This is a genomic window from Pantoea sp. ICBG 1758 (assembly GCF_002928325.1).
Taxonomy (GTDB): Bacteria; Pseudomonadota; Gammaproteobacteria; order Enterobacterales; family Enterobacteriaceae; genus Pantoea; species Pantoea eucrina.
The window spans coordinates 1,494,069-1,518,557 of sequence record NZ_POWL01000001.1 but is presented as its reverse complement, the minus strand read 5'-3'; the positions used below and the strand labels follow the sequence as shown (position 1 = coordinate 1,518,557).

Annotated in this window: 17 protein-coding genes and 1 tRNA gene; 11 read left to right on the top strand and 7 right to left on the bottom strand. The window is 55.2% G+C overall.

Annotation, left to right across the window (positions count from 1 at the left end; genetic code table 11):
• Nucleotides 1-316: 316 nt before the first annotated feature.
• Complete coding sequence (locus tag C1Y41_RS07425) at nucleotides 317-1,675, top strand: APC family permease (RefSeq protein ID WP_104085170.1); 1,359 nt, start codon at nucleotides 317-319, stop codon at nucleotides 1,673-1,675.
• A gap of 1,203 nt (nucleotides 1,676-2,878) precedes the next feature.
• Nucleotides 2,879-5,419, top strand: coding sequence for an autotransporter outer membrane beta-barrel domain-containing protein (locus C1Y41_RS07420; protein ID WP_158249867.1), 2,541 nt, complete (start codon nucleotides 2,879-2,881; stop codon nucleotides 5,417-5,419).
• A 63-nt stretch (nucleotides 5,420-5,482) separates the two neighbouring features.
• On the opposite strand, the gene sbcB is transcribed toward C1Y41_RS07420, so the two are convergent.
• A complete protein-coding gene (sbcB, locus tag C1Y41_RS07415) occupies nucleotides 5,483-6,904 on the bottom strand; it encodes an exodeoxyribonuclease I (protein WP_104085168.1) in 1,422 nt (473 codons plus the stop codon).
• Between the two features lie 195 nt (nucleotides 6,905-7,099).
• Here sbcB and dacD point away from each other — a divergent pair, with 195 nt between their 5' ends.
• From dacD to C1Y41_RS07400, 3 genes are all read left to right on the top strand, one after another.
• Complete coding sequence (gene dacD / locus C1Y41_RS07410; protein ID WP_094112140.1) at nucleotides 7,100-8,269, top strand: serine-type D-Ala-D-Ala carboxypeptidase DacD; 1,170 nt, start codon at nucleotides 7,100-7,102, stop codon at nucleotides 8,267-8,269.
• A gap of 174 nt (nucleotides 8,270-8,443) precedes the next feature.
• A complete protein-coding gene (locus C1Y41_RS07405; RefSeq protein ID WP_039385281.1) occupies nucleotides 8,444-9,502 on the top strand; it encodes an FUSC family protein in 1,059 nt (352 codons plus the stop codon).
• Nucleotides 9,503-9,673: 171 nt separating this feature from the next.
• Nucleotides 9,674-9,994: a DUF496 family protein gene (locus tag C1Y41_RS07400; RefSeq protein WP_039385998.1), complete on the top strand. Its 321-nt coding sequence runs from the start codon at nucleotides 9,674-9,676 to the stop codon at nucleotides 9,992-9,994.
• Between the two features lie 36 nt (nucleotides 9,995-10,030).
• On the opposite strand, the gene C1Y41_RS07395 is transcribed toward C1Y41_RS07400, so the two are convergent.
• A complete protein-coding gene (locus C1Y41_RS07395; protein ID WP_039385279.1) occupies nucleotides 10,031-11,098 on the bottom strand; it encodes a LacI family DNA-binding transcriptional regulator in 1,068 nt (355 codons plus the stop codon).
• Nucleotides 11,099-11,166: 68 nt separating this feature from the next.
• Nucleotides 11,167-11,952, bottom strand: coding sequence for a phosphate/phosphite/phosphonate ABC transporter substrate-binding protein (locus tag C1Y41_RS07390; RefSeq protein ID WP_104085167.1), 786 nt, complete (start codon nucleotides 11,950-11,952; stop codon nucleotides 11,167-11,169).
• Nucleotides 11,953-12,168: 216 nt separating this feature from the next.
• Here C1Y41_RS07390 and C1Y41_RS07385 point away from each other — a divergent pair, with 216 nt between their 5' ends.
• Entirely contained in the window at nucleotides 12,169-13,191 is a 1,023-nt protein-coding gene (locus tag C1Y41_RS07385) for an LLM class flavin-dependent oxidoreductase (protein WP_039385272.1), read from the top strand.
• Between the two features lie 241 nt (nucleotides 13,192-13,432).
• Here C1Y41_RS07385 and C1Y41_RS07380 read toward each other — a convergent pair whose 3' ends face one another.
• Genes C1Y41_RS07380 through C1Y41_RS07370 form a run of 3 tightly spaced genes read right to left on the bottom strand, consistent with a single transcriptional unit; the run spans nucleotide 13,433 to nucleotide 16,383 of the window.
• On the bottom strand, nucleotides 13,433-14,260 hold the full coding sequence (locus C1Y41_RS07380; RefSeq protein WP_104085166.1) for a glycosyltransferase family 8 protein: 828 nt from the start codon (nucleotides 14,258-14,260) through the stop codon (nucleotides 13,433-13,435).
• 20 nt (nucleotides 14,261-14,280) lie between these two features.
• A complete protein-coding gene (locus C1Y41_RS07375; RefSeq protein WP_094112142.1) occupies nucleotides 14,281-15,663 on the bottom strand; it encodes a D-arabinono-1,4-lactone oxidase in 1,383 nt (460 codons plus the stop codon).
• Between the two features lie 60 nt (nucleotides 15,664-15,723).
• Entirely contained in the window at nucleotides 15,724-16,383 is a 660-nt protein-coding gene (locus C1Y41_RS07370; protein WP_104085360.1) for a TetR family transcriptional regulator, read from the bottom strand.
• Between the two features lie 182 nt (nucleotides 16,384-16,565).
• Between C1Y41_RS07370 and C1Y41_RS07365 the strand changes: the two genes are divergently transcribed.
• Nucleotides 16,566-19,025 (top strand): hypothetical protein, encoded by a 2,460-nt coding sequence (locus C1Y41_RS07365; protein ID WP_104085165.1) that lies wholly within the window; start codon nucleotides 16,566-16,568, stop codon nucleotides 19,023-19,025.
• A gap of 99 nt (nucleotides 19,026-19,124) precedes the next feature.
• On the opposite strand, the gene C1Y41_RS07360 is transcribed toward C1Y41_RS07365, so the two are convergent.
• Nucleotides 19,125-19,200, bottom strand: a tRNA-Asn gene (locus C1Y41_RS07360).
• Between the two features lie 518 nt (nucleotides 19,201-19,718).
• Here C1Y41_RS07360 and C1Y41_RS07355 point away from each other — a divergent pair.
• The 4 genes from C1Y41_RS07355 (at nucleotide 19,719) to nac (ending at nucleotide 24,465) form a co-directional block, all read left to right on the top strand.
• On the top strand, nucleotides 19,719-20,642 hold the full coding sequence (locus tag C1Y41_RS07355; protein ID WP_039385265.1) for a sugar ABC transporter substrate-binding protein: 924 nt from the start codon (nucleotides 19,719-19,721) through the stop codon (nucleotides 20,640-20,642).
• 33 nt (nucleotides 20,643-20,675) lie between these two features.
• The gene (locus tag C1Y41_RS07350) at nucleotides 20,676-22,160 is read left to right on the top strand and encodes a sugar ABC transporter ATP-binding protein (RefSeq protein ID WP_039385263.1); all 1,485 of its coding nucleotides are present in this window, start codon (nucleotides 20,676-20,678) and stop codon (nucleotides 22,158-22,160) included.
• A gap of 14 nt (nucleotides 22,161-22,174) precedes the next feature.
• Nucleotides 22,175-23,206, top strand: a complete 1,032-nt coding sequence (locus tag C1Y41_RS07345) for an ABC transporter permease (RefSeq protein WP_104085164.1) — start codon at nucleotides 22,175-22,177, stop codon at nucleotides 23,204-23,206.
• 341 nt (nucleotides 23,207-23,547) lie between these two features.
• Nucleotides 23,548-24,465, top strand: a complete 918-nt coding sequence (gene nac / locus C1Y41_RS07340; RefSeq protein ID WP_039385258.1) for a nitrogen assimilation transcriptional regulator NAC — start codon at nucleotides 23,548-23,550, stop codon at nucleotides 24,463-24,465.
• Nucleotides 24,466-24,489: the final 24 nt, after the last annotated feature.

Sequence of the window (24,489 nt, the reverse complement as noted above, 5' to 3'; positions counted from 1 at the left end):
TATGCCCCCTGCAAAAGACAGAACATAGCCGACGCATTGAGCGTCGGTTATTTTTTTGCATAATGTTTTTAATACATACATAACCGAGGCCGGACACGTATCCGGATAGATAGACACCGAAACACGCTTCTGCGTGAGATTTGAGGAACAAAGATGGGACTGTTTACAATTGCACCAGCACTGGCTGGTTCTCGCTTTCGTGATGATTACGGCGCGGCGACAATCGCAAACACTAATATCACTTCTCACTGCAGCACGTTGCGCAGTATCCCTGTGGTACAACTGACATCAGTTGCTGCTGTAGGGGGTCTGAACAATGTCGCTTAATACCTCTGCCGCACCTCAGCGTGCACATCTGAAAAAAACTCTGACCCTGCTTCCGGTCGTCATGATGGGCCTGGCGTATATGCAGCCAATGACCCTGTTTGATACCTTCGGCATTGTGTCAGGTTTAACCGACGGCCACGTCGCCACCGCCTATGCTTTCGCCCTGATTGCGATTCTGTTTACGGCTGTGAGTTACGGTAAGCTGGTACGCCGCTTCCCATCTGCGGGCTCCGCTTATACCTACGCTCAGAAAGCCATCAGTCCGCACGTCGGCTTTATGGTGGGCTGGTCATCGCTGCTGGACTATCTGTTCATGCCGATGATCAACATCCTGCTGGCAAAAAGCTACTTTGAGTCGCTGGTGCCGGGCATTCCGTCGTGGATTTTCGTTGTGCTGCTGGTGGCCTTTATGACCATCTCCAACCTGCGTGGTATCAAAACCGTGGCCAACTTTAACAGCGTCATTGTGGTGCTGCAGGTTGTAGTCATGGCCGTGATCACCGGTATGGTGGTTTACGGTGTGGCGCACGGTATTGGCTCCGGTACGCTGGTGAGCACGAAGCCGTTCTGGTCTGAGCATGCTCAGGTGGTGCCGATGATCACCGGTGCGACGATTCTCTGCTTCTCGTTCCTCGGCTTTGACGGCATCAGCTCGCTGTCGGAAGAGACCAAAGATGCTGAACGCACCATTCCGCGCGCCATTTTCCTGACGGCGCTGATTGGTGGTGTGATCTTTATCGCGGTCTCCTACTTCCTGCAGCTCTACTTCCCGGATATCTCGCGTTTCCAGAATCCGGACTCGTCACAGCCTGAAATCATGCTGTTTGTGGCCGGTAAAGCGCTGCAGATCGGGATCCTGATCTTTTCCGTGGTGACCGTGCTGGCGTCAGGCATGGCAGCACACGCAGGCGTTTCACGTCTGATGTACGTGATGGGCCGCGATGGCGTCTTCCCGCAGCGTATCTTTGGCTTCGTGCATCCAAAATATCGCACGCCGTCACTGAACGTACTGCTGGTCGGCGCGGTGGCACTGCTGGCTATCAACTTTGATCTGGTGACCGCTACGGCGCTGATCAACTTTGGTGCGCTGGTCGCGTTTACCTTTGTTAACCTCTCTGTGATCGCGCAGTTCTGGATCCGTGAGAAGCGTAACAAGACGCTGAAAGACCATCTCAACTATCTGGTGCTGCCTGTGATGGGCGCGCTGACGGTGGGTGCACTCTGGATCAATCTCGAAGAGACTTCCATGGTGCTGGGTCTGGTATGGGGCGCAATTGGTATCATCTACCTGGCGTTCGTGACCCGTACTTTCCGTAATCCGGTCCCGCAGTTCAGCGAAGAAGTGTGATGTTCGTGACCGGGTGCGCAGCGATGCGCACCCGGTCTGCTCTCTGCAGTACCTGCCTCCTGATATTCGTTACCTGCGCCTGCCGTTTCCTCTCTGTGCTTCCAACTCTTTGTTCATCATTACTCGTCCCTCAGCAGCAGCATAATGACGCCACTATCCCGGCGGGCCGGGCGATGGTGAAACCTAACGCTCACTGCTACATCGTCGATAACACGCCACACAGCTTTATTAAGCCACTGAGCCGCGTAATGAAGTCTGCTAACACCTTTTCGCGAATAAATCACAGTTTTTTATTTTATTCACAACTTAATAAAATAAAAAAATATCAATAAGAATATCTGCCCGCGTGCTTCTGCTAATTCATAAGCTGACTTATGTAAAGTTGCTTTATTTTTTGACTAAATTGATTGTGCTTTATTTAGCAGGATTGAATAATTATCAATATTACTCTCTGTGTCCTTTTAAAAGGAATATTAAATGGCGCTTCTCAGGCTCGTTACAGCGACAGGCTGTCAATTCATCCTCGGGGCTGCTCTCTGCAGCGTGCCTGTCTCCCGGGCTCAGGTTTCTAACTCAGGCGATTCATCTCTCACCTGTCAGCCATCGGGAGGCTGTTCAGGGAATATTGGTATTTTAGCCACGGGAACGGCAACCCTCTCTGATGGATCGTTTTCCAGCCTTTCAGACATTATCAGAGTAGGCCGGTTTGGCACGTTTTTGCTGACTGGCGCGACTACTCATCTCACTTCTTTTGACATGAGCCTCGGTGACAGCAGCGCGCCGGGCGCAGGTTCAGTGCTGGTGAGCAATGGCGGCCGTCTCTATCTACAGCGAAGTGAGATCTATGGCACCGTGACGGCCAGAGGCAGCGGTTCACACTTTAACTTGTATAATTTCGATAATAATTATTCATTAGATAAGGGATCGGTGCTCAATACACTGGATGGTGCAACAGGCAATGTTGCGCAAATAAACGGTTTAATCAGTGACGGCAGCACAATTAACGTTTCTGGTAAAGGTTCATACCTGAGGATGCATTCAAGCATACTCGTGGATGACCAGCGGTTAACAAACAGTACTATTAATATAGACAATGGCGGCCTGCTCGATATACGGGCGGGGACCAGTAGTAATGCCCCTCCAAAAAATATAATAGCGAACGGGAGTTTAATAAGCGTCAACGGCGCGAACTCAACTCTGCAGGTGGCTGACCTGATTGCCACTGGAACCAACCTGCAGGTTCTGAACGGTGGATTAGCCGATCTGACGGGCAATATGGTTCAGACCGGGGGGCGCCTGCTGCTTGCCGGAGGCGGCACTCTGACGGCAAATACCTTCAGCTTAACCGGAGGCTCAGGCTCAGCCCCGGCAACCCTCCAGATTGGTGATGCCACAAATGGAATAAATGGGCCAGGCGTGATCAATACCCGTTTAACCCGTTCAATTGCCCTGGCTTCAACGTCATCATCGCGTGCAGGCGTGGTATTTGATCACACCGGTTCAGATTATGTTTTTACCCATGCTCTCACAGGCAACGGGGATGTCGCCGTGTTATCCGGCACCACTACTTTGGCTAATCAGAACAGCTATTCAGGCACCACCTCTGTAACCGGCGGAGTGCTGCGCGCGGGAGCGGCCAACGCCTTAAGCAGAAACTCCCGCTATCGCCTGTCAGGCACAGGTACGCTGGACCTGAATGGCCTAAGCCAGGATCTGGGGCAGGTAACCAACGACGGCACCGTCATCGTAAGCGGTTCAGCATCACCAACCGTTGTGAATATGAATGCAGGATATACAGGCAGCGGACGGCTGTCAGTGGCTGGCGAGAATACAACGCTTAATATTACCGGACCGTTTACAAATGTGGGCGCTGTTGAGGCGGCATCCGGCGCAAAAATCACTGCAGCTGCGCTGACTAATAATGGCCGGGTCATGCTCAGAGATACCGGGACCACGCTCACGCTCACAGACGGGCTGACCAGCAATGCTGACTTCAGCGTCACTGGCGGCGCAGCAGTTACCACCCGGCGCGTGACGAACGGCGGCACTATGCTGCTGAGTGGCGCAGGCAGCAGCATGCGTCTCTCCGGCCAGTATGACAACGCCGGCATCCTGCAGCTTGAAGAGGGTGCTGGCTTTACGTCAGGCACTTTCGTTAACGACGGCACCGTGCTGATTACCGGCAGCGGTACGCAGCTTCACACTGACACCCTGACAAACAACAGCACCGGTCTTATTGACCTTAACGGCTTTAGCCGGACGCTGGGCGACATCATCAACGCCGGTACCATCAACCTTGCCGGGAGCAGCGCCGGTGCGGTGCTGACCGTAAACGGCAACTACACCGGCTATAACGGCCTGCTGCTGTTTGGTACTGAACTGGGCGACGACAGCGCCACTTCAGATCGGCTGATCGTGACCGGTGATGTAACCGGCACTACCCGGGTCCGGGTGAATAATCTGGGCGGTAGCGGCGCAGAGACGCTGAACGGTATTACGTTGATTGAGGTAGAGGGCAGCGCGGACAGCAGCGCCTTTACGCAAGAGGGCCGCATCGTGGCGGGCGCCTACGACTACCGTCTGGTGCGCGGGAACCGGGACTGGTATCTCACCAACCGTACGGATCTTGAAACCGGGCTTCCCATTATTCCGGATGAAGAAGAGGGCAACGGCAGCGGTGGCGATAATGGTGGCGGTGATGGTGATAGCGGCAGCGGTGATAACAGCGGTGGTGATAACGGCAGTGGCAGCGGGGGCAGCAGCGGTAGCGACGGCAGCGGCAAAGGCGTCATGGTGCTGCGTCCGGAGGGGGGCGCCTATGCGGCAAACCTGGCCACGGCTTCGACGCTGTTCGACACACGCATGAACGACCGCCAGGGCACCTGGTACCTTGATCCGGTCACGGGGGAAGAGAAGCATACTTCGCTGTGGCTGCGCACATCGGGCGATCATAACCGCCTGAACGCGGGCGGCGGACAGCTTTCAACCCGCGCTAACAGCAGCGTGACGATGCTGGGCGGTGATGTGGCGGCGACGGAAACGGCGCGTTTTGGTCTGATGGCGGGCTACGGCAACAGCAAAAGCAACACCGCATCAACCATCACCGGCTACCGGGCCCGGGGGCAGGTTAACGGGTACACTACCGGCCTTTACGGGACCTGGTTCGCGCAGGGCACGGACGAAAAGGGCCTGTGGGCAGACAGCACGCTGCAGTACAGCTGGTTTAACAATAGCGTGGATGGCGAAGATGAGGCGGGCGAGTCCTACAGATCAAAAGGGCTGAGCGCATCACTCTCCACCGGCTACGTGATCCCGCTGGGCGAAGGAGCGCGCACGGCATTCTTTCTGCAGCCGCAGGCGCGGGTGAGCTGGTCAGGAATTAAGGCGAATGATCACACCGAGCGCAACGGTACGCTGGTGCAGGGTTCAGGCCAGGATAACATAAGCAGCAGCCTGGGGATGAAGGCGTTCATGAAAGGTCACTCGCAGCTGGACGACAACACCGGACGCCAGTCCGGGCTGTTCGCGGAGGTGAACTGGATCCACAACACGCGCGAGTACGTGGTGCGGATGGATGGCGTCAGCGTTTCGCAGAACGGCAGCCGCAACATCGCGGAGGCGCGCGTGGGAATAGACGGGGCGCTGGGAGGCGGCTTGGGCGTAAAAGGGACTATCGGGCAGCAGGTGGGTGATAAAGGCTGGTCAGATACGGCGGCGGCGATAAGCATCAGTTACCGGTTCTGAGCCTGTGCGGCCTGATACGGGCCTGCGGCGGCAGGCAACACCCTGCCGCCGCAGCGCCTCTCCTCAGGAGACCAGCGCCTGAGCGTAGTGATAGAGCGCTTTCAGCTGCGCCATCTTATCCGCATCCTCTTCGTGCAGGCTGGCGAGCGACTCCAGCTCCAGCAGAAACGCCTGTACCCGCTCTGCATTTAACGCTTCGCGGCGATGCTGCAGCCAGCGCTGCTGCTCGCGATCGTCGAGGGTGCCGGGGAAATTACGCGCCCGGTAGCGGAACAGCAGCGGATTGACGCGCGCGTCGTTAAACGTAAGATCCAGCGCGGGCAGGTTCTGCGGCGCCGTCTGACGCAGAATATTCATGCCGGCGCGATCGGCATCGCTGAAGAAGCCGTCATAGAGCTGCGCATCAACATCCTCCGACGGCGTAAACGGCTCCGCTTCAGCAAACAGCGTCACCACTTTTTCGCGTACGTCGACGTGCTGGCGCAGCAGGGCGAGGTTCGCCAGACAGTGCTGGCGATCGATCCCGAGCCGCTCCGCATCCTCCGGGCGCAGCGTACTGGCCGGGGCCAGCACCGGGCACTTATTGATGTGCACCAGCTTGATCGGCACCGGAGCCGCATCGCCCAGTTCGCTCTGCCGCGTATAGAGGCGCTCGCGCAGCGCGTCCGGCTCCAGTTCCAGCAGCGGCGTCATATCACCCGCCAGGTCCGCCACAATCAGCGCATTTTTATTATCAGGATGCCACGCCAGCGGCACGATCCAGCTGGTATTGCCCCGCGCGGCGCCAAACATACCGGAGACGTGAACCAGCGGCTTCATCTGCGGAATATCAATCAGGGTCATCAGCTTCTGCTTATTACGATGCGCAAACAGAAACGCATACAGCTTTGGCTGCTTCTCTTTGACCAGTTTTGCCATCGCCAGCGTCGCCCATACATCCGACATCGCATCGTGCGCCTGTTCGTGCGCCACGCCGTTGGCTTGCGTGAGATGCTCCAGCTTAAAGCTGGGAAAGCCCTCATCATTTTCCGGCCAGACAATCCCTTCCGGGCGCAGCGCATAGCAGGCGCGCATCACATCCAGCAGATCCCAGCGCGAATTGCCGTTCTGCCAGCTCCAGCCGTAGGGATCAAAAAAGTTGCGGTAGAAGATGTTGCGCGTGACTTCGTCGTCAAAGCGCACGTTGTTATAGCCGATCACGCAGGTATTGGGCTGGGTAAACAGCGCGTGGATACGTGCAGCAAACTCCGCTTCCGTAACGCCGCGCGCGCGCGCAACCTGCGGCGTAATGCCAGTGATCATCACCGCTTCCGGCTGCGGCAGATAGTCATCTGCAGGCTGACAGTAGAACACCTGCGGTTCACCCACCGGGTTAAAGTCGGCATCGGTGCGCAGGCCGGCAAACTGGGCCGGACGATCCAGCGACGGGCTCTTCCCGAAGGTTTCATAATCATGGAACAGAAAGGTGAACTCAGAGGCGGGCACGGCGTTATCCTGGATTGAAAAATCAACCCACAGAATAGTCGGGCGTTTCAGTCAGCACAACCCTCATCCATTGCGCTGCGGGCGGGTCTGAGTTTTTTCTGTACGGGACATACTTTTTTTCAATTTATTCAGATATCAAAGCGCTATTTGCCGTACAACGTGCGGCGGTAAATTCATTTTTAAACTGAGGACGATGTGTTGAAAAGGCGTGTGTGGGTAACTCTTTCTGGATTAGTGTTTGTGGCATCAATAGCGCAGGCGGAGGACAGCCTGGCGTTTCCCGTGACGGCGCCGGGTATTGATGCCGCATCATGGGTATTAATGGACGCTACCACCGGGCAGATCCTCACTGCCGGCAATCCGGATGCGGAGCGTAATCCCGCCAGCCTGACTAAACTGATGACCGGCTATGTGGTTGATCGCGCCGTCGATCAGGGGAAAATTACCCGGGATGATGTTGTCACCGTAGGCAAAGATGCCTGGGCGGCCGGAAATCCGGTGTTTAAAGGCTCTTCGCTGATGTTCCTCAAGCCAGGCGATAAAGTCACGGTACGCGATCTGATGCGCGGGGTCATTATCGACTCCGGCAACGACGCCTGCGTGGCGCTGGCAGACTATGTCGCCGGCAGCCAGGAAAGTTTTGTCACCATGATGAACCACTATGTACAGAAGCTCGGTCTGACGCATACCCATTTTGAAACCGTGCACGGTCTCGATGCGCCGGGCCAGCACACCACAGCGCGCGATCTGGCGGTGCTGTCGCGCGCCATTATTAATGGCGAGCAGGACTTTTACGCCATGTACAGCGAAAAGACCCTGAGCTACAACGGCATTACGCAGAACAACCGTAACGGCCTGCTGTGGGATCAGCATCTGCATGTCGACGGCATGAAAACCGGGCATACCGAAAGCGCCGGGTTCAATATCGTTGCCTCCAGTGTTGAAGGGCGTCACCGGCTGATTGCGGTGATCATGGGCGGCAAAAGTTCCAAAGGACGCGAAGAGCAGGCGCGCAAGCTGCTGACGTGGGGGCAGAGCAACTTCGATACCGTGCAGCTGTTCCATGCCGGTAAGAAGATCGGCAACGAAAACGTCTGGTACGGCAATCCGCATAAAGTCGAGGTAGGCACCACGCAGGATATCTATCTGTCTCTGCCGCGCAGCGAAGTGGCTAACGTGATGGCGAAATATGTTATCGATCGCAAAGATCTTACCGCGCCGCTGAAAGCGGGCGAGCAGATTGGTGAGATTCAGGTACTGGATAAAGACAAACAGCTGGCGAGCTATCCGCTCTATGCGCTGCAGACGGTTGAAGAGGCGGGCATTCTTACCCGTATCAGCGACTACGTGAAGCGTAAACTCTGACAGGTTTAACCGTGGCGTTATCGCTGCGTTTCTTTATTGAAAGCAGAATGTAACGCCACGGTTACCTGATACGTACGGATAGAAAAAAAGCGGGAAAAAGCGGCGGCAGGGGCTGAAGCCAGCTGCCATGCCAGGGTAACATAGCGCGCAAATTTTTCCCGTTTCCGGATCACCATGTTACGCGCTGACAAGCCTGTCTCGTCGATTGAATTCTGGTTTTACCGCCACTACCGCGCCGTACACGGCGTGCGTATCGCTATCGCCTTTGTGCTCTGCTTTCTGTTTGTCAGGCTGACAAATATTCCTGAAGGTACCTGGCCACTGATTACGCTGGTGGTGGTAATGGGACCTATCTCAACCTGGGGAAACGTGCTGCCGCGCGTGATCCAGCGCATCAGCGGAACCTTTGCCGGGCTGATTTCCGGACTGATTGCGCTGAAGCTGGAACTTATCTCGCTGCCGCTGATGCTGGTCTGGTGCTTTGCGGTAATGATTGTCTGTGGCTATCTGACGCTGGGCAAACATCCCTACATGGCGCTGCTGATTGGCATCACGCTCGGCGTGGTAGTAGGGGCGCCAGCCGGTGATTTCACCGTGGCGCTGTGGCGCGGCGGCGATGTGATTTTAGGCTCGCTGATGGCGCTGCTGTTCAGTGCCATCTGGGCGCAGCGCGCCTATATCCACTGGCGTATACAGCTTTCAGATGCGTTTGTCAGCATGGCAAAGATTCATCACGCCGGCTTTTCCCCTAATCTGGTCGAGAAGCCGCGTCTCAATACGCGCTTTCAGAAGCTGCTCAGCAGCGTGATCAGAATGCGCGCGCTGCTTGAGCCCGCCAGTAAAGAGACGCGTATTCCAAAATCGGTGTTTGAAGCGATCCAGACCATCAACCGTAACATGGTCAATACCATGCAGATGCAGATTGAAGCCTGGTGGGCCTCACGCGAGAGTCATCTGCTGCTGCTCAGTGCACCTGCGCTGCGGCGTACCCAGCAGATGACTGAAGAGACGCTGAACGCGCTGGCGCTGCTGCTGCAAAAAGGCGAAACGGAACAGGTTATCGCAAACAGCCACGCCCTGGAGGAGATAGTGCAGGAGCTGGAGGCGCTGATCGCCAGCGGCAGCGCGCAGCTTGAAACCACGGCGATTTACGGCTACGTCTGGCTGAGCCTGGAGCAGGCGCGGCAGCTGGAGCGCATGACCGATCTGGTCCGGCTGGCGCTGCGTAAATAGTTTTCTCCGGCAACCACTTAGTGCGAATCGCCCTTTCTTTGCGCTAAGATAAGAGCCAGTCTGAAATTTGCTGTGAGAATTGCTAACCCGGCTCAACAGCCGCTAAGCTACAACTCTTGACGTTATATGACTATTCCGCCTGCTGCTGCAGGCCTTAAGAAAGGTGCCAACATGGAAAATGCCAAGCAATCATTTCAGGACGTGCTGGAGTTTGTGCGTATGTTTCGTCGTAAAAACAAACTGCAGCGCGAAATTCACGATAACGAAAAGAAAATCCGTGATAACCAGAAACGTGTGTTGCTGCTGGATAACCTGAGTGAATATATCAAACCCGGCATGAGCGTGGAGGCGATCCAGGAGATTATCGCCTCTATGCGCGTGGACTATGAAGATCGCGTGGATGAGTACATCATTAAAAACGCCGATCTGTCGAAAGAGCGTCGCGACCTGTCGAAAAAACTGAAAAGCATGGGTGAGCCGAAAGGACACTAAGTGCGGCAGTAAGGTTTCACTGTGACGAGGTCGCCATTATGGCGACCTTTTTAATGCCTGCGCCAGGACCTGCAGCTGGCGGGCAATTTCGCTGTTATCCAGGCCATCCTGCTGCGGAGCGGCCGTGGTTTCGCGCAGAATCAGCCCGGTCTCGAGCAACGGCGCAGGCAGCGTCTCTCCGGCCAGCTGCGCCAGGATCCGGTCCACGCTGATACGCCCAAGCTGCTGCAGATCCTGCCGGATGGTGGTCAGCGGTGGCTGATACCAGGCGCTCTCTGCGGTGTCATCGTAACCAATCAGCGAGATATCCGCCGGGATCGCCACGCCGTGTTGGTGTAGCGCGCGCATCGCACCCAGCGCCATCTGATCGTTAGCCACCAACAGCGCCTGCGGCAGCCGATCCGGCAGCAGGGTGAGCAGTGCCTGATAGCCGGACGCCGCGCTCCAGTCACCCTCCAGAACACAATAAGGCTGCAGCTGATGCTGTGCCAGCGCCCGCTGCCAGTCCGCAAAACGTGCGCGGGCAGAGGCTGAGCGCGCCGGACCGTTCAGCACGCCAATTTCACGATGCCCCAGCGCCACCAGATGATCCACAGCCTGCCGCGCCCCGCAGCTACTCTGATACTGACACTGCGGCACCGGCGCGCAGGTTTCGACATCAAGAAACAGGGCGGGTTTACTGCCGCACTGCTGCTGAATCTGCGCCGCCTGTGCGGCATCCAGCGGCAGGTTAATCAGCAGGGCATCAACGCGCTGCGCCAGCAGCTCATTGACCGTATCGGATGCGGCGCTCTGCGCGTTAGCCATGGCGATCACCAGGTGATACCCCGCCGCCGCGGCCCGCTGCTGAATCGCAGAGGCGATCTGCGCCGGCGCCATCAGCGCCAGATCGCTGGTGGCCAGTCCCAGCGTGCGCGTTGCCTTTCCCGCCAGCTGCTGCGCCACCCGGTTGGGTACGTAGCTGAGTTCTGCCATCGCCGCCTCTACCCGGGCGCGCGTGCGTGCCGAGACCTGCGACGAATGGTTCAGTACCCGGGAAACCGTTTGATAAGAGACGCCGGCCAGGCGGGCGACATCATCCAGCGTTACAGAGCGCGCGGTCATTACATTCTCCTGAATTGACTGCGGCGAGTGTAACAAATTTTCCCGTTAGTCACCTGTTCCCGCGTTGTTCAGAGCCGGGTAACGCCCATGGCTGCCGCCTGCTGCTCCCACGCGAGCACCTCATCATAGTAGCTGCGGCGGGGCACGGAGAAACCGGCCAGCAGGTTAGCCTGCATCAGCGGTTTAAAATCCTCAACGTTGGCCAGTTCAAATAAGGCGCTGCGCAGTTTTTCCAGCAGCAGGCTATCGGTGCGGGAAGAGGTAATAAGCGGCAGGGCCGGGCAGAGCGGCGTCTCGCCAATAATTGTCACATCGGCCAGCGCCTGCGGCTGATACTTCTGCAGCAGCGCCCAGGTAATGCAGTCAATGGCGGCGATATCCGCTTCATTGCGGCGCAGCGCCGCCAGCGACTGCTGATGGCTGCCGCTGAAGTGCGTTTCGGCAAAAAATTTATCGTTCTCTGCAAGCGGTGCGATCGCATAGCGCAGGGCGTTGTAACCGGAGTGTGAGTCAGCGCTGTTGCATACGGCACGGCGTCCGCGAAAATCTTCCAGCATGCGGGCGTTCTCCGCCTGGCGCACCACCAGCCAGCTGCGATAACGCAGATCCTGGCAGCCCGCTGCGCACGACTGCATCGTACCAACCAGCTGTACCTCCGGCAGCTGACTGACCAGCGCATAGCCGCAGGTCTGGCTCAGCAGCAGATTGTCGTCGCGCCAGTGGGTAAGCAGATCGTCCGGGGCGACCACCTCTGCTGTCACATCGCGTTTTGCCAGCAGTTTCAGCAGCGCGCTGGTTGTCGCCGCCGTCGTCGCGCTGTCGATGTCATACATAGGTAAAGAGATAAGGTGCATAGGGCATCCCTGAGTGCATCAGCCTGTTCGGCAAATCAGTGTTTAAGGATAGCTGAGATTGATAAGCGAGAGGGTGGCTGCGGTTGTACAAAAAAGTTGAAGATGCGCACGAAAACTATTGGCTATCACTGCCTGCCGCGCTGGCGTACCCTTTGTTTATCGATTTATGCACACGTAACGCCAGGCGGTCCTGTCGCCGGCGGGGAGCACTGAAACATGAAAAAAATTGGCTTTCTCTCATTTGGTCACTGGACGCCGTCACCCCATTCTGCCACCCGTTCGGCGCAGGATGTGCTGCTGCAGTCTATCGACCTTGCGGTGGCGGCAGAAGAGCTGGGGGCCGACGGCGCCTACTTCCGCGTCCACCATTTTGCCCGTCAGCTGAGTTCGCCGTTTCCGCTGCTGGCGGCGGTGGGGGCGAAAACCCGCCGCATTGAAATCGGGACTGGCGTTATCGATATGCGTTATGAAAATCCGCTCTATATGGCAGAAGATGCGGGCGCAGCCGATCTGATCTCTAACGGCCGTTTGCAGCTCGGACTGAGCCGCGGTTCACCGGAGCAGGTGATTGAGGGTTATCGCTACTTTGGCTTTGATCCCCGCGCCGGCGAGAGCGATGCAGATATGGGACGCCGGCATACCGAGGCGCTGCTGGACGTGCTGCGCGGTGAGGGGTTTGCAAAGCCAAATCCGCAGCCGATGTTCCCGAACCCGCCAGGGCTGCTGCGCCTGGAGCCGTTCTCTGAAGGGCTGCGCGAGCGTATCTGGTGGGGCTCCGGCTCAAACGCCACTGCCGTCTGGGCCGCAGAGCAGGGGATGAACCTGCAGAGTTCTACCCTGAAAGATGATGAAACCGGCGAACCCTTCCATGTGCAGCAGGCGCAGCAGATCCGTGCCTACCGTGCAGCCTGGGCTGCCGCAGGCCATCAGCGCACGCCGCGCGTGTCGGTGAGCCGCAGTATTTTTGCGCTGATGAATGATACCGATCGCGCCTATTTTGGCCGCGGTGGTCAGGATCAGGATTCAGTCGGTTTTCTGGATGAGAAGACGCGCGCCATCTTCGGCCGCAGCTATGCAGCCGAGCCGGATCGCCTGATAAAGATGCTGGCAGAAGATGAAGGCATCGCAGAGGCAGATACGCTGCTGCTGACAATTCCAAATCAGCTCGGCGTTGATTACTGCGCGCACGTTATCGACAGCATCCTCACCCACGTCGCCCCGGCGCTCGGCTGGCGTTAACCGGCCGTTTGAAACCAGGGCCGCATAAATGCGGCCCCTACGTTGCATTATCATTCATGGCGCCCTGGCCGCGTAAAATCAGGGCCGCAATAATGCGGCCCTTACCGCCATTACAGGGGCGCCATTCATGGCGCCCTGACCGCGTATAAAACCAGGGCCGCATAAATGCGGCCCCTACGGTACACCATCATTGTAGGGGCGCCATTCATGGCGCCCTGGCCGCCGATGAAAACCGGCGCCGCTATGCGGTACCGCGCTCCCACCACAGCTTGTCCAGCGCATAATAGCGGTCGCGCTCTTCTTCTGGCTGATTGAGATCGCGCTTCCACGGCTTGGCGAGGATATAGTGCAGGTTTTTAACTTTATCCTGCTGCCACATAGCGCTGTGCTGAAATGGCAGCGTCTTCAGCGCGTTATAGATATAAGAGAGCGGCAGCCAGCGTCCGGCAAACACCTCATTCAGCAGATCCTGCTCGGAGAAGGGATAGCGCTTAAGATCGTCAATCTCCTGCACTTTCTGCTGCAGCCAGCTGAACACAGCGTTATCCGGTTTCAGCACCAGGAAACCGCCATTGAGATAAGCATCAAGCGTGGCGGGCGCCGTTTCACCCCGGTCATGCCAGGTATAGTGACAGTTTTCCGGCTGCCAGCTGGCCGGATAGCTCGCAATCTGGTTTGGATTACAGCGGCAGGCGTGGCAGGCGGCCAGCGCATACTTACCCATATCCAGCGTAAACAGCTCATCCATATTCTGCAGGACCAGCATATCGGCATCCAGAAAGACCACGCGCTCATAGTCGGTCAGCTCCCACGCGCGTAGTTTACTCCACACCTCGCCAAACTGTGCCGAGGCGTAGTGCTGCTCCAGCGCGCTGTCAGGCATCAGCGGTGCGACCGGATGGATCACGCAGCCCGCAGCCTGCAGCGCAGCGCGCGTGTCAGCATCGATTGCATCCGTTACCATCACAACCAGCGGCCAGCGGGTTTCACTGCGCTGAAGCGAACGGTGCAGCGCTTTCACGCCAATAACATAATCGGGCTGCGTCAGCAGCGTTACCCAGGCGAACATACTCTCTCCCTGTACAAACATCAGTCAAAAAGCGCGGTGGTATAGTCGTTACTGAAACGACGGGCAGGATCCAGCGTCTCACGCACCGCGCGGAACGCATCCCACTGTGGATAGATATCGCGCCACTGATAGCGCTGCGGATCGTAATATTTCCCCCAGTGCGGACGTCCGCCTTCGGCAGCCAGCAGCTTCTCCACCTCCGTCAGAAAATGCAGGCCCTCCTGCGACAGCGAGCCATCATCCGCGTAGTAGACCACAAAGCCAAAGAAGCAGGAGGGCTGCTGATGTGACGGGCTCAGCCAGCCCTCCGAGGCGCCGGTGCAGCGCAGGATAATCGGGTAGTGCATATGCGGCTGATGCTCAGCGTACCAGGCTTTGATTTTGCTGATAACCTGCGGCGTTCTATCGAGCGGCACGGCAATTTCTACGTTGATCTGCGGCACCGCAATACCGCGACAAAAAAGCTGATAAATATCGCCGCTGACATCGGTGAAATCGCGGAACCGGGTGACGGTGCGGAACTGTTTACCGCCTTTACCGTGGATTTGCGTATCGCGGTGCATTTGCGCCAGCGTCTGATCGATCGTATGGTTCAGGCTGCTGTCGGCGTTATCGCCATGCTCAATCACCTGACGTCCGTTGGCGTGCCAGGCCTGCGTATCCTCATCGCTCGCCTGTTCAGCGTTCCAGACGTGCATCAGGTTGTCATCGACAAACCACCAGGCTTTGCTCAGCTCATAGTCGCTATTCCACTTCAGCAGATCCTGCTCCAGTCCATCGGCACTGACGGCAAACTTGTAGCAGGTAAATAAGCGAAACGGCTGGGTGCGCAGCGTAACCGCCGTCACGACGCCAAGCGAACCCAGTGCAACCTGCGCTGCCGGAAACTCGGGCTCACCGCGCGTAAACTCGCGTACGCTGCCATCAGCCAGCACCATACGGATGCGCAGCGCTTCATCGGCCAGTGAACTCTGCTGTAAACCCTGACCGTGAGTGCCGGTCGCCAGCGCGCCGGCCAGCGTCTGAACGGCAATCACGCCCGGCGAAGAGGCGAGCATGCGATCGCGTGCGGTTAAGGTGTCGTAAACTTCCTGCAGCAGCGTACCGGCTGCAAAAGTGATGGAATTGTCATCTTCAGCCACCACGCCGGTAAAGGCGCTCAGGTCGAGCAGCAGGTCATCAGGCTGCACGCAGAGCATCCGGCCTGGCGACAGCCGGCTGCCGACCAGACGCACTTTTCCGCGCGTATCGCGCAGCAGCTGCTGTAGCTCAGCTTCCGTTTGCGGCTGATGCAGCTGCTGACGCTGGCCCACGACAGAGTTCTGCGCCCAGTTCCACAGGGCCGTATCATGTTCAGTATCCTGGGTGTTGCGTAACGGATAGAGAAGGGCATCTTTGTTCACTTCAGTGTTCCTTAGTCTCAGGTCTGTGACGGTCCCGTTGATGAGATCAAGCGTAGACCATCACAGCGAACCCGCAGACGACGGGGCCTGGCGAATGTAACGCAGCGTTGCCGCCACAGCCAGCTGGCGGTTGCGGCGGATGGTTTCCGCTTCGCTGTCGTCAGGCGTGAACAGCGTATGAAAGGTGTAGCGGTTCGACACATGATGCACGCAGATACTGCTGATCAGGCGGTGCACATCCACGCTGTTAAGGTCGCGGTAAAACAGCCCCTGCTGCTGGCCACGCGTCAGTATCGCTTCAAGCAGATCGAGCGCGCTGCGGTTAAGCGTTTTGATCCGCTCAGACTGCATGATATAGCGCCCGCGCAGCAGGTTCTCGCTGCAGACCAGCCGCATAAAGTCCGGGTGCGCCACATGATAATCAAAGCTCGCCTCAACCAGTTTGATCATCGCCTGTTCCGGTTCGAGTGTGGCAAGCTGCAGGCTGGTTTCATGCTCGCGCATGGCGCGATACACCTGCTCCAGCACCTCAATGTAGAGCGCTTCTTTGCTGGTGAAGTGATAAACCACCATGCGTTTCGTGGTCTGCGCCAGCGCTGCAATCTGCTCCATGCGCGCGCCCGGCAGGCCATATTCGGCGAAAACAGAGAGCGCAGCCGCAATGATACGGCGCTTTAATCCTTCCGGATCGTTTTTGCGTTTACCGGGGGTCTCAGACATGGTTCTCACAGCGTTGATTAAAAACCCCATGATAACACAGGCATACTCCAGCCCGGACAGCAGTACGTGTGGCGCGAAGCCAGCGGTGAATTTCAGGCCGTAAGGAGCGAATTTAGAGAGCGCGCAGAGAGGAGATCATTTTTACTATAGGGCTGTTTTTTAGACGCAGTTCAGGAGAAATTATGTCAGTTTCTGCTTTAGACAGTATACGTGAATTACCAAGATTTAATGAATATGCAATAGGTATTGAGAATAAAGAGAATGCCAATAGCATTTTCAGGCCTAAAGACATGATGCAATACATTGCCAGTTTTTTTAGTTCTGGAAGGCTGACACAGAATAATAAGGGTGATTATGAGCCAGCTATACAGGAATTGCGAAATGCTCTTTACCGTCATGATGTAAATTTGACATCGTTGCTTGAGAACCCAAAGATAGATTTTCAAATTGATAATTTGAATATTTCTCTGCAGTCACTATGTAACATGCCAACAGAAATTAAGCGGCTTAATACGCTGGAGGTTTCGGTATGCACAGAAAAAAAGAGTGTAGATAAAGTGTTGCCTGACAGCATCTTTACACTTCAATGTGCATCAATCCTGCTCAGGGATATGCTGGGTCTAAATAAAGATAATGATCTTTTCACGCCAGGTGGTGAGATTAATCTGTCAGATATTGACGAAAGTAAGTTGCCCTCAATCGATATTGAGGGAATACTTCAAGATGTACCAGCAGAGTTGAAATTTTTGTTGCCTGAGGAAGTTCAAAGGAATTTAAATGATGGCAAAAACAGAGCTTTAATTAATGAGATTAATAATGAATTAGTTAGTGACATTAACAGCTCAGGGATAGATAAAGTTAGAGATATTGCTGAAAATAGTGCTATTTTATTGGAGAATATATCATCTTATATCAGAGGCGAGTTAGGATTGTCCGCAAAAAAACCTCCTCTTACTCCCGATGGAAAAATTAATCTTTCAGATATCGCGGAGAGTGAATCAGGGTTTGTTGAGGCTGTTAATATCCTGCAGGCTTTACCGGCAGCGTTAAGATGGTGCTTGCCTGAAGGAATTCAAAAGGCTTTGAATCATATACGCGACACAGATGCAGGGATAATTCATACGGACGGTGTAGTTGTCAATGATAAGAGTGACATCATTTTACGGAATGGATCAGCTTACATCAGAGATAAGTTAGGGCTGCGCAGAGATAGACCTCTTCTTACATCCGATGGAAAAATTAATCTTTCAGATATCGCGGAGAGTAAATCAGGGTTTGTTGAGGCTGTTAGTGTCCTGCAGACTTTACCAGCAGCGTTAAAAGGGTACTTGCCTGAAGGAATTCAGAAAGCTTTGAATAATATCCGAGACAGAGACGCAGGAATAATTCATACGGACGGTGTAGTTATCAATGATAAGAGTGACATCATTTTACGGAATGGATCAGCTTACATCAGAGATAAGTTAGGGCTGCGCAGGGATAGACCTCTTCTTACATCCGATGGAAAAATTAATCTTTCAGATATCGCGGAGAGTAAATCAGATTTTGTTGAGGCTGTTAATATCCTGCAGGCTTTGCCGACGGCGTTCAAATGGTGCCTGCCTGAAGAGATTCAGAAAGCTTTGAATAATATCCGAGACACAGATGCAGGGATAATTAATAGGGAAGGTGGAGTTTTCGATATCGAGAGTGATGTCATTTTATGGAATGAATCAGTTTCCATCAGAGACAGGTTAGGGCTGTCCGGGAATAGACCTCCTCTTACACCCGATGGAAAAATTAACCTTTCAGATATCGCGGAGAGTAAATCAGGTTTTGCTGAGGCTGTTAACATCCTGGAGGCTTTACCGGCAGCGTTAAAAGGGTACCTGCCTGAAGGAATTAAAAAAGGACTCGATAATATCAGAGGCATAAATAAAAAAGTAAATATTGGTGCCGGCGCGAATGTTAGTTCTGCTGATTTAGAAAAGAGTCAGCCCGGAAATGTTCTAAATGATAGTATCAATCTACTATGTGACATATCAGCCCGCATCAGAGCGGAGTTGGGATTAAGCAGACATGAAGTTCTTCTTACGCCTGATGGGAAAATTAACCTTTCAGATCTCAAAAAAAGCAATTTAGGTTTCAACGATATCGCAAGTATTTTGATGAGAATGCCTGCATCATTAAGATGGGATTTGTCTGATGAAATTCAAAAAAAGCTTAATAATTTAATAGACAATAACGCGTTTAAGAGAAATCTGCCTGCGTTGTATATTAAACCTGACGCCGAAGTAAATGCAAATGGCAAAGAGGAAGGTGATAGCAGCTTGTTATTATCTCAGAAGAAAATACCTTTGCCCGAAAGTTATATTGTCGAACTTAAGGGGAGGCTTAACCCGAAAGAAAATACGCAGCAAAATAAAGATGAGGAATTGTCTTTTAATAATCAATTAAATAATCATAATGATATAGTAGAAAAGAGCGATCAGGCGCTATTAAATTTAACGGGGTCAGATTCAAAAGATAAATATCCTTACTATGGTGATTCTCCCGAAAACAATCTTATCAAAAGTGGTTACGTGCGTGGCGTAAAGGATATCAATGCCTTAGCTCTATTTAAGCCCGTGCCTGCTAACACTCTCTTAGCCACCAAAGCCTGACCCTTCTGGCCAGCCTGGTACATCACCAGCCAGTACCACATCAAAACGCAACATAGCAAAAAGCCCGCTCAGGTTTCCCTGAGCGGGCTTTTCTAATTCTGGCTCCTCTGACTGGACTCGAACCAGTGACATACGGATTAACAGTCCGCCGTTCTACCGACTGAACTACAGAGGAATCGTGTGAACGAGGCGAATAGTAGCGAGCCCGATCCCGCTTGTCAAAGCCGTACTGCACACTTTTGGTTTAAGTGCGCGCAAAAGCACCATTCTGCTGCTTTTCTGCCTGATATGGTGGCAAAGCAAACTGCCAACAGGATCTCACTTCAGAGGCATTTCCGCTGAGATGTTAGAGGCGTGTCAAATTTTTGCGGTTTGCTGATTTTAAAACAACCGTTTCAGTGCTTTTATGATGAAAATTTCATATGAAGCAAGTATGAAACAAATGAACTGCTTATCATCACGCCGGAAACTATTTTTTACCCGGCGGCGGTGACAGCAAAATTAACCTGTTGATAAGGAGCGCGTTCTTCAGAACAACATCAGCTGGCTTCAGCGCGAAAAGTGCAACTATCCAAAATCTGTACCCATAAATAACGCCAGCCGCGGTGCGCAAAGGCAAAAAATTTTTTTCATTTACCTGATGCATCATGCTGTGCGTGCGTTAACCAACAATAAGAAGGTAGAAGGTGCCCTATGAAATTTAAAAAAGCGTTAGTCACTTCCCTGTTGGCCTGCATGTTGCCCGCTGCGGTTATGGCGAAAGATCTGCAGGTTGGCGTCTCAATGGCGCTGTTTGACGACAATTTCCTGACCATTCTGCGCACGGCCATGCAGAAAGAGATGCAGAAAGATAACGTAAAAGGCCAGCTGGAAGATGCCAAAGGGGATGTGTCACAGCAGCTGCAGCAGGTACAGAATTTTATCGGACAGGGCGTGGACGCCATCATCGTCAACCCGGTGGATACCAACGCCGTGAAACCGATTATGGACGCGGCGAAAAAAGCTAACATTCCGCTGATCTTCGTTAACCGTAAACCTGCCGGTGAACTCACGGACAAGATGGCGTATGTCGGCTCAGACTCCGAGCTGGCGGGTCGCCTGCAGATGGAAGCGCTGGCTAAAGCGATGAACGGCAAAGGCAACGTGGCGATCCTGATGGGCGATTTAGCGAACGAATCAACGCGCGACCGCACCAAAGGGGTGGAAGCGGTGGTCGCGAAATATCCCGATATCAAAGTGGTGCAGAAACAGACCGCAAAATTCACCCGTAACGACGCGGTGGATGTGGTCAGCAACTGGATGACCGCCGGCGATGACATCCAGGCTATCGCCTCTAACAACGATGAAATGGCGATTGGCGCACTGCAGGCGCTGGGTAAAAACCCGAACCATATCCTGATCGCCGGCGTGGATGGCACCCCGGATGCGCTGCAGATGCTGAAAAACGGCAAAATGGTCGCCACGGTTTTCCAGGATGCCAGCGGGCAGGGTGCAGGCGCAGTGCGGGCTGCGGTGAGCCTCGCAAAAGGGGAGAAAGTTGAGAAAGTGATCAACATCCCTTACCAGCTGATCACCAAAGAGAACATGGCGCAGTTTGAGAATCGCAACCAGAAATAACCGCTCTCCCCTTAAGCCGTATGGAGGTGATGTATGACCGCTTTTGCGCTTGAAGCCGAAGGCATCAGCAAGTTCTTCCCCGGAGTGAAGGCGCTCGATAACGTCTCACTGCGAATCAGGCCGGGGTCGGTACATGCCCTGATGGGCGAGAATGGCGCAGGCAAATCCACGCTGATGAAATGCCTTATCGGGATTTACCGTCCCGATAAGGGCACTATTCGCATCAAAGGGGAACCCGTGCAGTTTCAGGACACCATGGACGCGCTGCGTTCCGGCATCTCGATGATCCATCAGGAGCTGAACCTGGTGCCGCATATGACCGTGGCGGAGAACATCTGGCTCGGGCGTGAACCGATGAAGTTTGGCTTCGTCGATCACGCCCTGCTAAACCGCCAGACGCAGGAGTTGCTCAACAAACTCAATATTCGCCTCAAAGCGGATCGCATGGTGGGCGAGCTGAGCATTGCGGCGCAGCAGATGGTGGAGATTGCCAAAGCGGTATCGTGGAACTCTGACGTGGTGATCATGGATGAACCCACCTCCGCGCTGACCGAAACTGAAGTGGCGCACCTGTTCACTATCATTCGCGACCTGCGGGCGCAGGGCAAGGCGATTATCTATATCAGCCATAAGATGGATGAGATTTTTACCATTACCGATGAGATCAGCATCTTCCGCGACGGCACCTGGGTCGGCAGCAACGATACCAGCGCGTTTACGCGGCAATCGCTGATCACCCAGATGGTAGGGCGTGAGCTGACCCAGCTGTTCCCTAAATTCAACGGCACCATCGGCGACGATGTGCTGACGGTGCGCGGCCTGAGCAGCAAAGAGCGCTTTAGCGATATCAGCTTCAGCGTGCGCAGGGGAGAAATTCTGGGCGTGGCCGGGCTGGTGGGCGCAGGGCGCAGTGAGGTGATGGAGAGCCTGTTTGGCATGGAGAGCTACGACAGCGGTGAAGTGCTGATTGACGGCGTGCCGGTCAGCATCGATTCGCCCTCCACGGCCATCGAGAAAGGCATGGCGTTTCTGACTGAGGATCGCAAGAAGTCAGGGCTGTTTTTGGTTCTCTCAGTAATGGAGAACATGAGCATCGTTAACATGCCCGGTTACACCGGCAAAAGCGGCTTTGTCAGCCATGTGAAAATGGCGCAGGACTGTATGGAGCAGATCCGCAAGCTCAATATCAAAACCCCGACCATGGATCAGATCATCAATAACCTCAGCGGCGGTAACCAGCAGAAAGTGCTGATTGCGCGCTGGCTGCTGGCACAGCCGAAGATCCTGATTCTGGACGAACCGACCCGCGGCATCGATGTGGGAGCCAAAGCAGAGATCTACCGCCTGATCAGCGAACTCGCTAATCGCGGCGTCGCTATCATCATGGTCTCCTCTGAGCTGCCGGAAATTCTCGGTATGAGTGACCGCATCATGGTGATGCACGGCGGGCGCATAACCGGCATCCTCAGTAAAGAAGAGGCCGATCAGGAAACCATTTTGTCGCTGGCATCTGAGTGAGGCTTGAGATCCCTATGAATAATGTAAAAGCTACGGCCCCGCAGGCCACTGAACAAAGCTCCTTCTTCAGTAATCTGCGCCACAAGCTGCCGAAAGATACCGGCATTTTTGTGGTGATGTTAGGCATTGCGCTGATCTTTGAAATTGCCGGCTGGTACGTACGCGACCAGTCTTTTCTGCTCAACACCAACCGTTTAGTTCTGATTGTGCTGCAGGTCGCCATCATCGGTATTATCGCGGTCGGCGTTACGCAGGTCATTATCACCACCGGTATCGATCTCTCCTCCGGCTCCGTTATCGCCCTGACTGCGGTGGTGGCGGCAAGCCTGGCGCAAACCTCAGAAAGCCTGTCGCCGATGTTTCCCTCGCTGGTTAACCTGCCTGCGGCTATCCCTATCGGCGCCGGTATTGGCGTCGGGCTGCTGTGCGGCGTCATCAACGGCGTGCTGATCACCCGCACCGGTATTCCGCCCTTTATCGCCACGCTGGGGATGATGGTGTCCGCGCGCGGTCTGGCGCAGTACTATACGCAGGGTAATCCGATCAGCTTTCTGTCAGACAGCTTTACCTCGATTGGTCAGGGCGCCATGCCGGTTATCATCTTCCTGGTGGTGGCGTTCCTGTTCCACATCGCGCTGAAACATACCCGCTACGGCAAATATGTCTATGCGATTGGCGGCAACATGACGTCAGCTAAAGTGTCCGGCATCAACGTTAACAAGTATCTGATCATTGTCTACACCATCGCCGGCGCGCTCTCGGGCCTGGCAGGCGTCGTACTGGCAGCACGCGTCAGCAGCGGCCAGTCAAGCATGGGGATGGCGTATGAGCTGGATGCTATCGCCGCAGCGGTTATCGGCGGCAGCAGCCTGATGGGTGGCGTGGGGCGTATCACCGGCACGCTGATCGGCGCCGTGATCCTGGGACTTATCAAAAGCGGCTTTACCTTCGTGGGCGTGGACGCCTATATACAGGACATCATCAAAGGCATGATCATTGTGGCTGCGGTTTCCATTGATATGCATCGCAACCGCAAAAAACGCTGAGTCACCTCGCTCTGCGACACGGCTGACCCCGGCATAACCGGGGTCAGGCCGGAGGCGGCACGGGACGCTACCACCTCTCCGTCATCACTTTTTTGCACGTCTGCCTTGCAGGTTTTGCACCAGCAGAGTGCATGCCATCCTCCGCTTTACCCGCCCGCTGCGGCATCAGCACGCTCTGTTTCCTTTCAGGTAATCACAAAAGCTTATTTTCCAGTCTCTTAATTACCACTGCCCGCCGTTTTTTTCCGCGATGAAATAACTGGCCTGCTTATTGCAAAACTCTGTTTATCGGCCAGCAGGCTAAGCGCCCTTCAGGGGTTAACCGGATTGACGGAGGCAACATGAACTTAAGACGGCTGAAATATTTTGTGAACATCGTCGATATCGGCAGCCTGACCCGCGCCGCCGAAGTGCTGCACATTGCGCAACCGGCGCTCAGTCAGCAGGTGGCGACGCTGGAGAGCGAGCTGGATCAGCAGCTGCTGATCCGCACCAAGCGCGGCGTAACGCCCACCGACGCGGGTAAAATCCTCTATGCGCACGCCCGCACCATATTGCGCCAGTGTGAACAGGCGCAGGCCGCCGTCAGCAAAGCGGGCCAGACGCTGAGCGGACAGGTTTCTATTGGTCTCGCACCCGGCACGGCCGCCTCTTCTCTGACCATGCCGCTGCTGCAGACCGTGCGCGAGCAGTATCCGGACGTGCTGGTGTATCTGCATGAAAACAGCGGCAGTTCGCTGAATGATAAAGTGCTGAACGGTCAGCTCGATATGGCCGTGCTCTACGATCGCTCGCCTGCGGCTGGCGTGACCAGCCTGCCGCTGCTGAAAGAGGAGCTCTATCTGGTCGGCGCCACCGCCTGTCCGGGATCGGCGGTGGATCTGGCCGACGTGGCGCAGATGAACCTGTTCCTGCCGCGCGACTACAGCGCGGTACGCAAGCGGGTAGACGAAGCGTTTTCACTGCGCCGCCTGAGCGCGCGCATCATCGGCGAAATTGAATCGATCGCCACCCTGACCGCCGCGGTCTCCAGCGGGCTGGGCGTAACCGTGCTGCCTGAATCCGCGGCCCGGGCGCTGGTCAGCTCAACGCACGCCTGGATGGCGCGCATTACCTCACCGTCGCTGACGCTGCCGCTGTCGCTGAATATGTCTGCGCAGCTGCCGCTCTCACCTGCGGCGCAGGCGGTCAAAACCATACTGCTGTCGCTGCTGAATAAGCCAGCGGTTACCGATCGCGAGCTGATGCTGGTGGGCTGAAAACCACGGGATCTCAGCAACGCT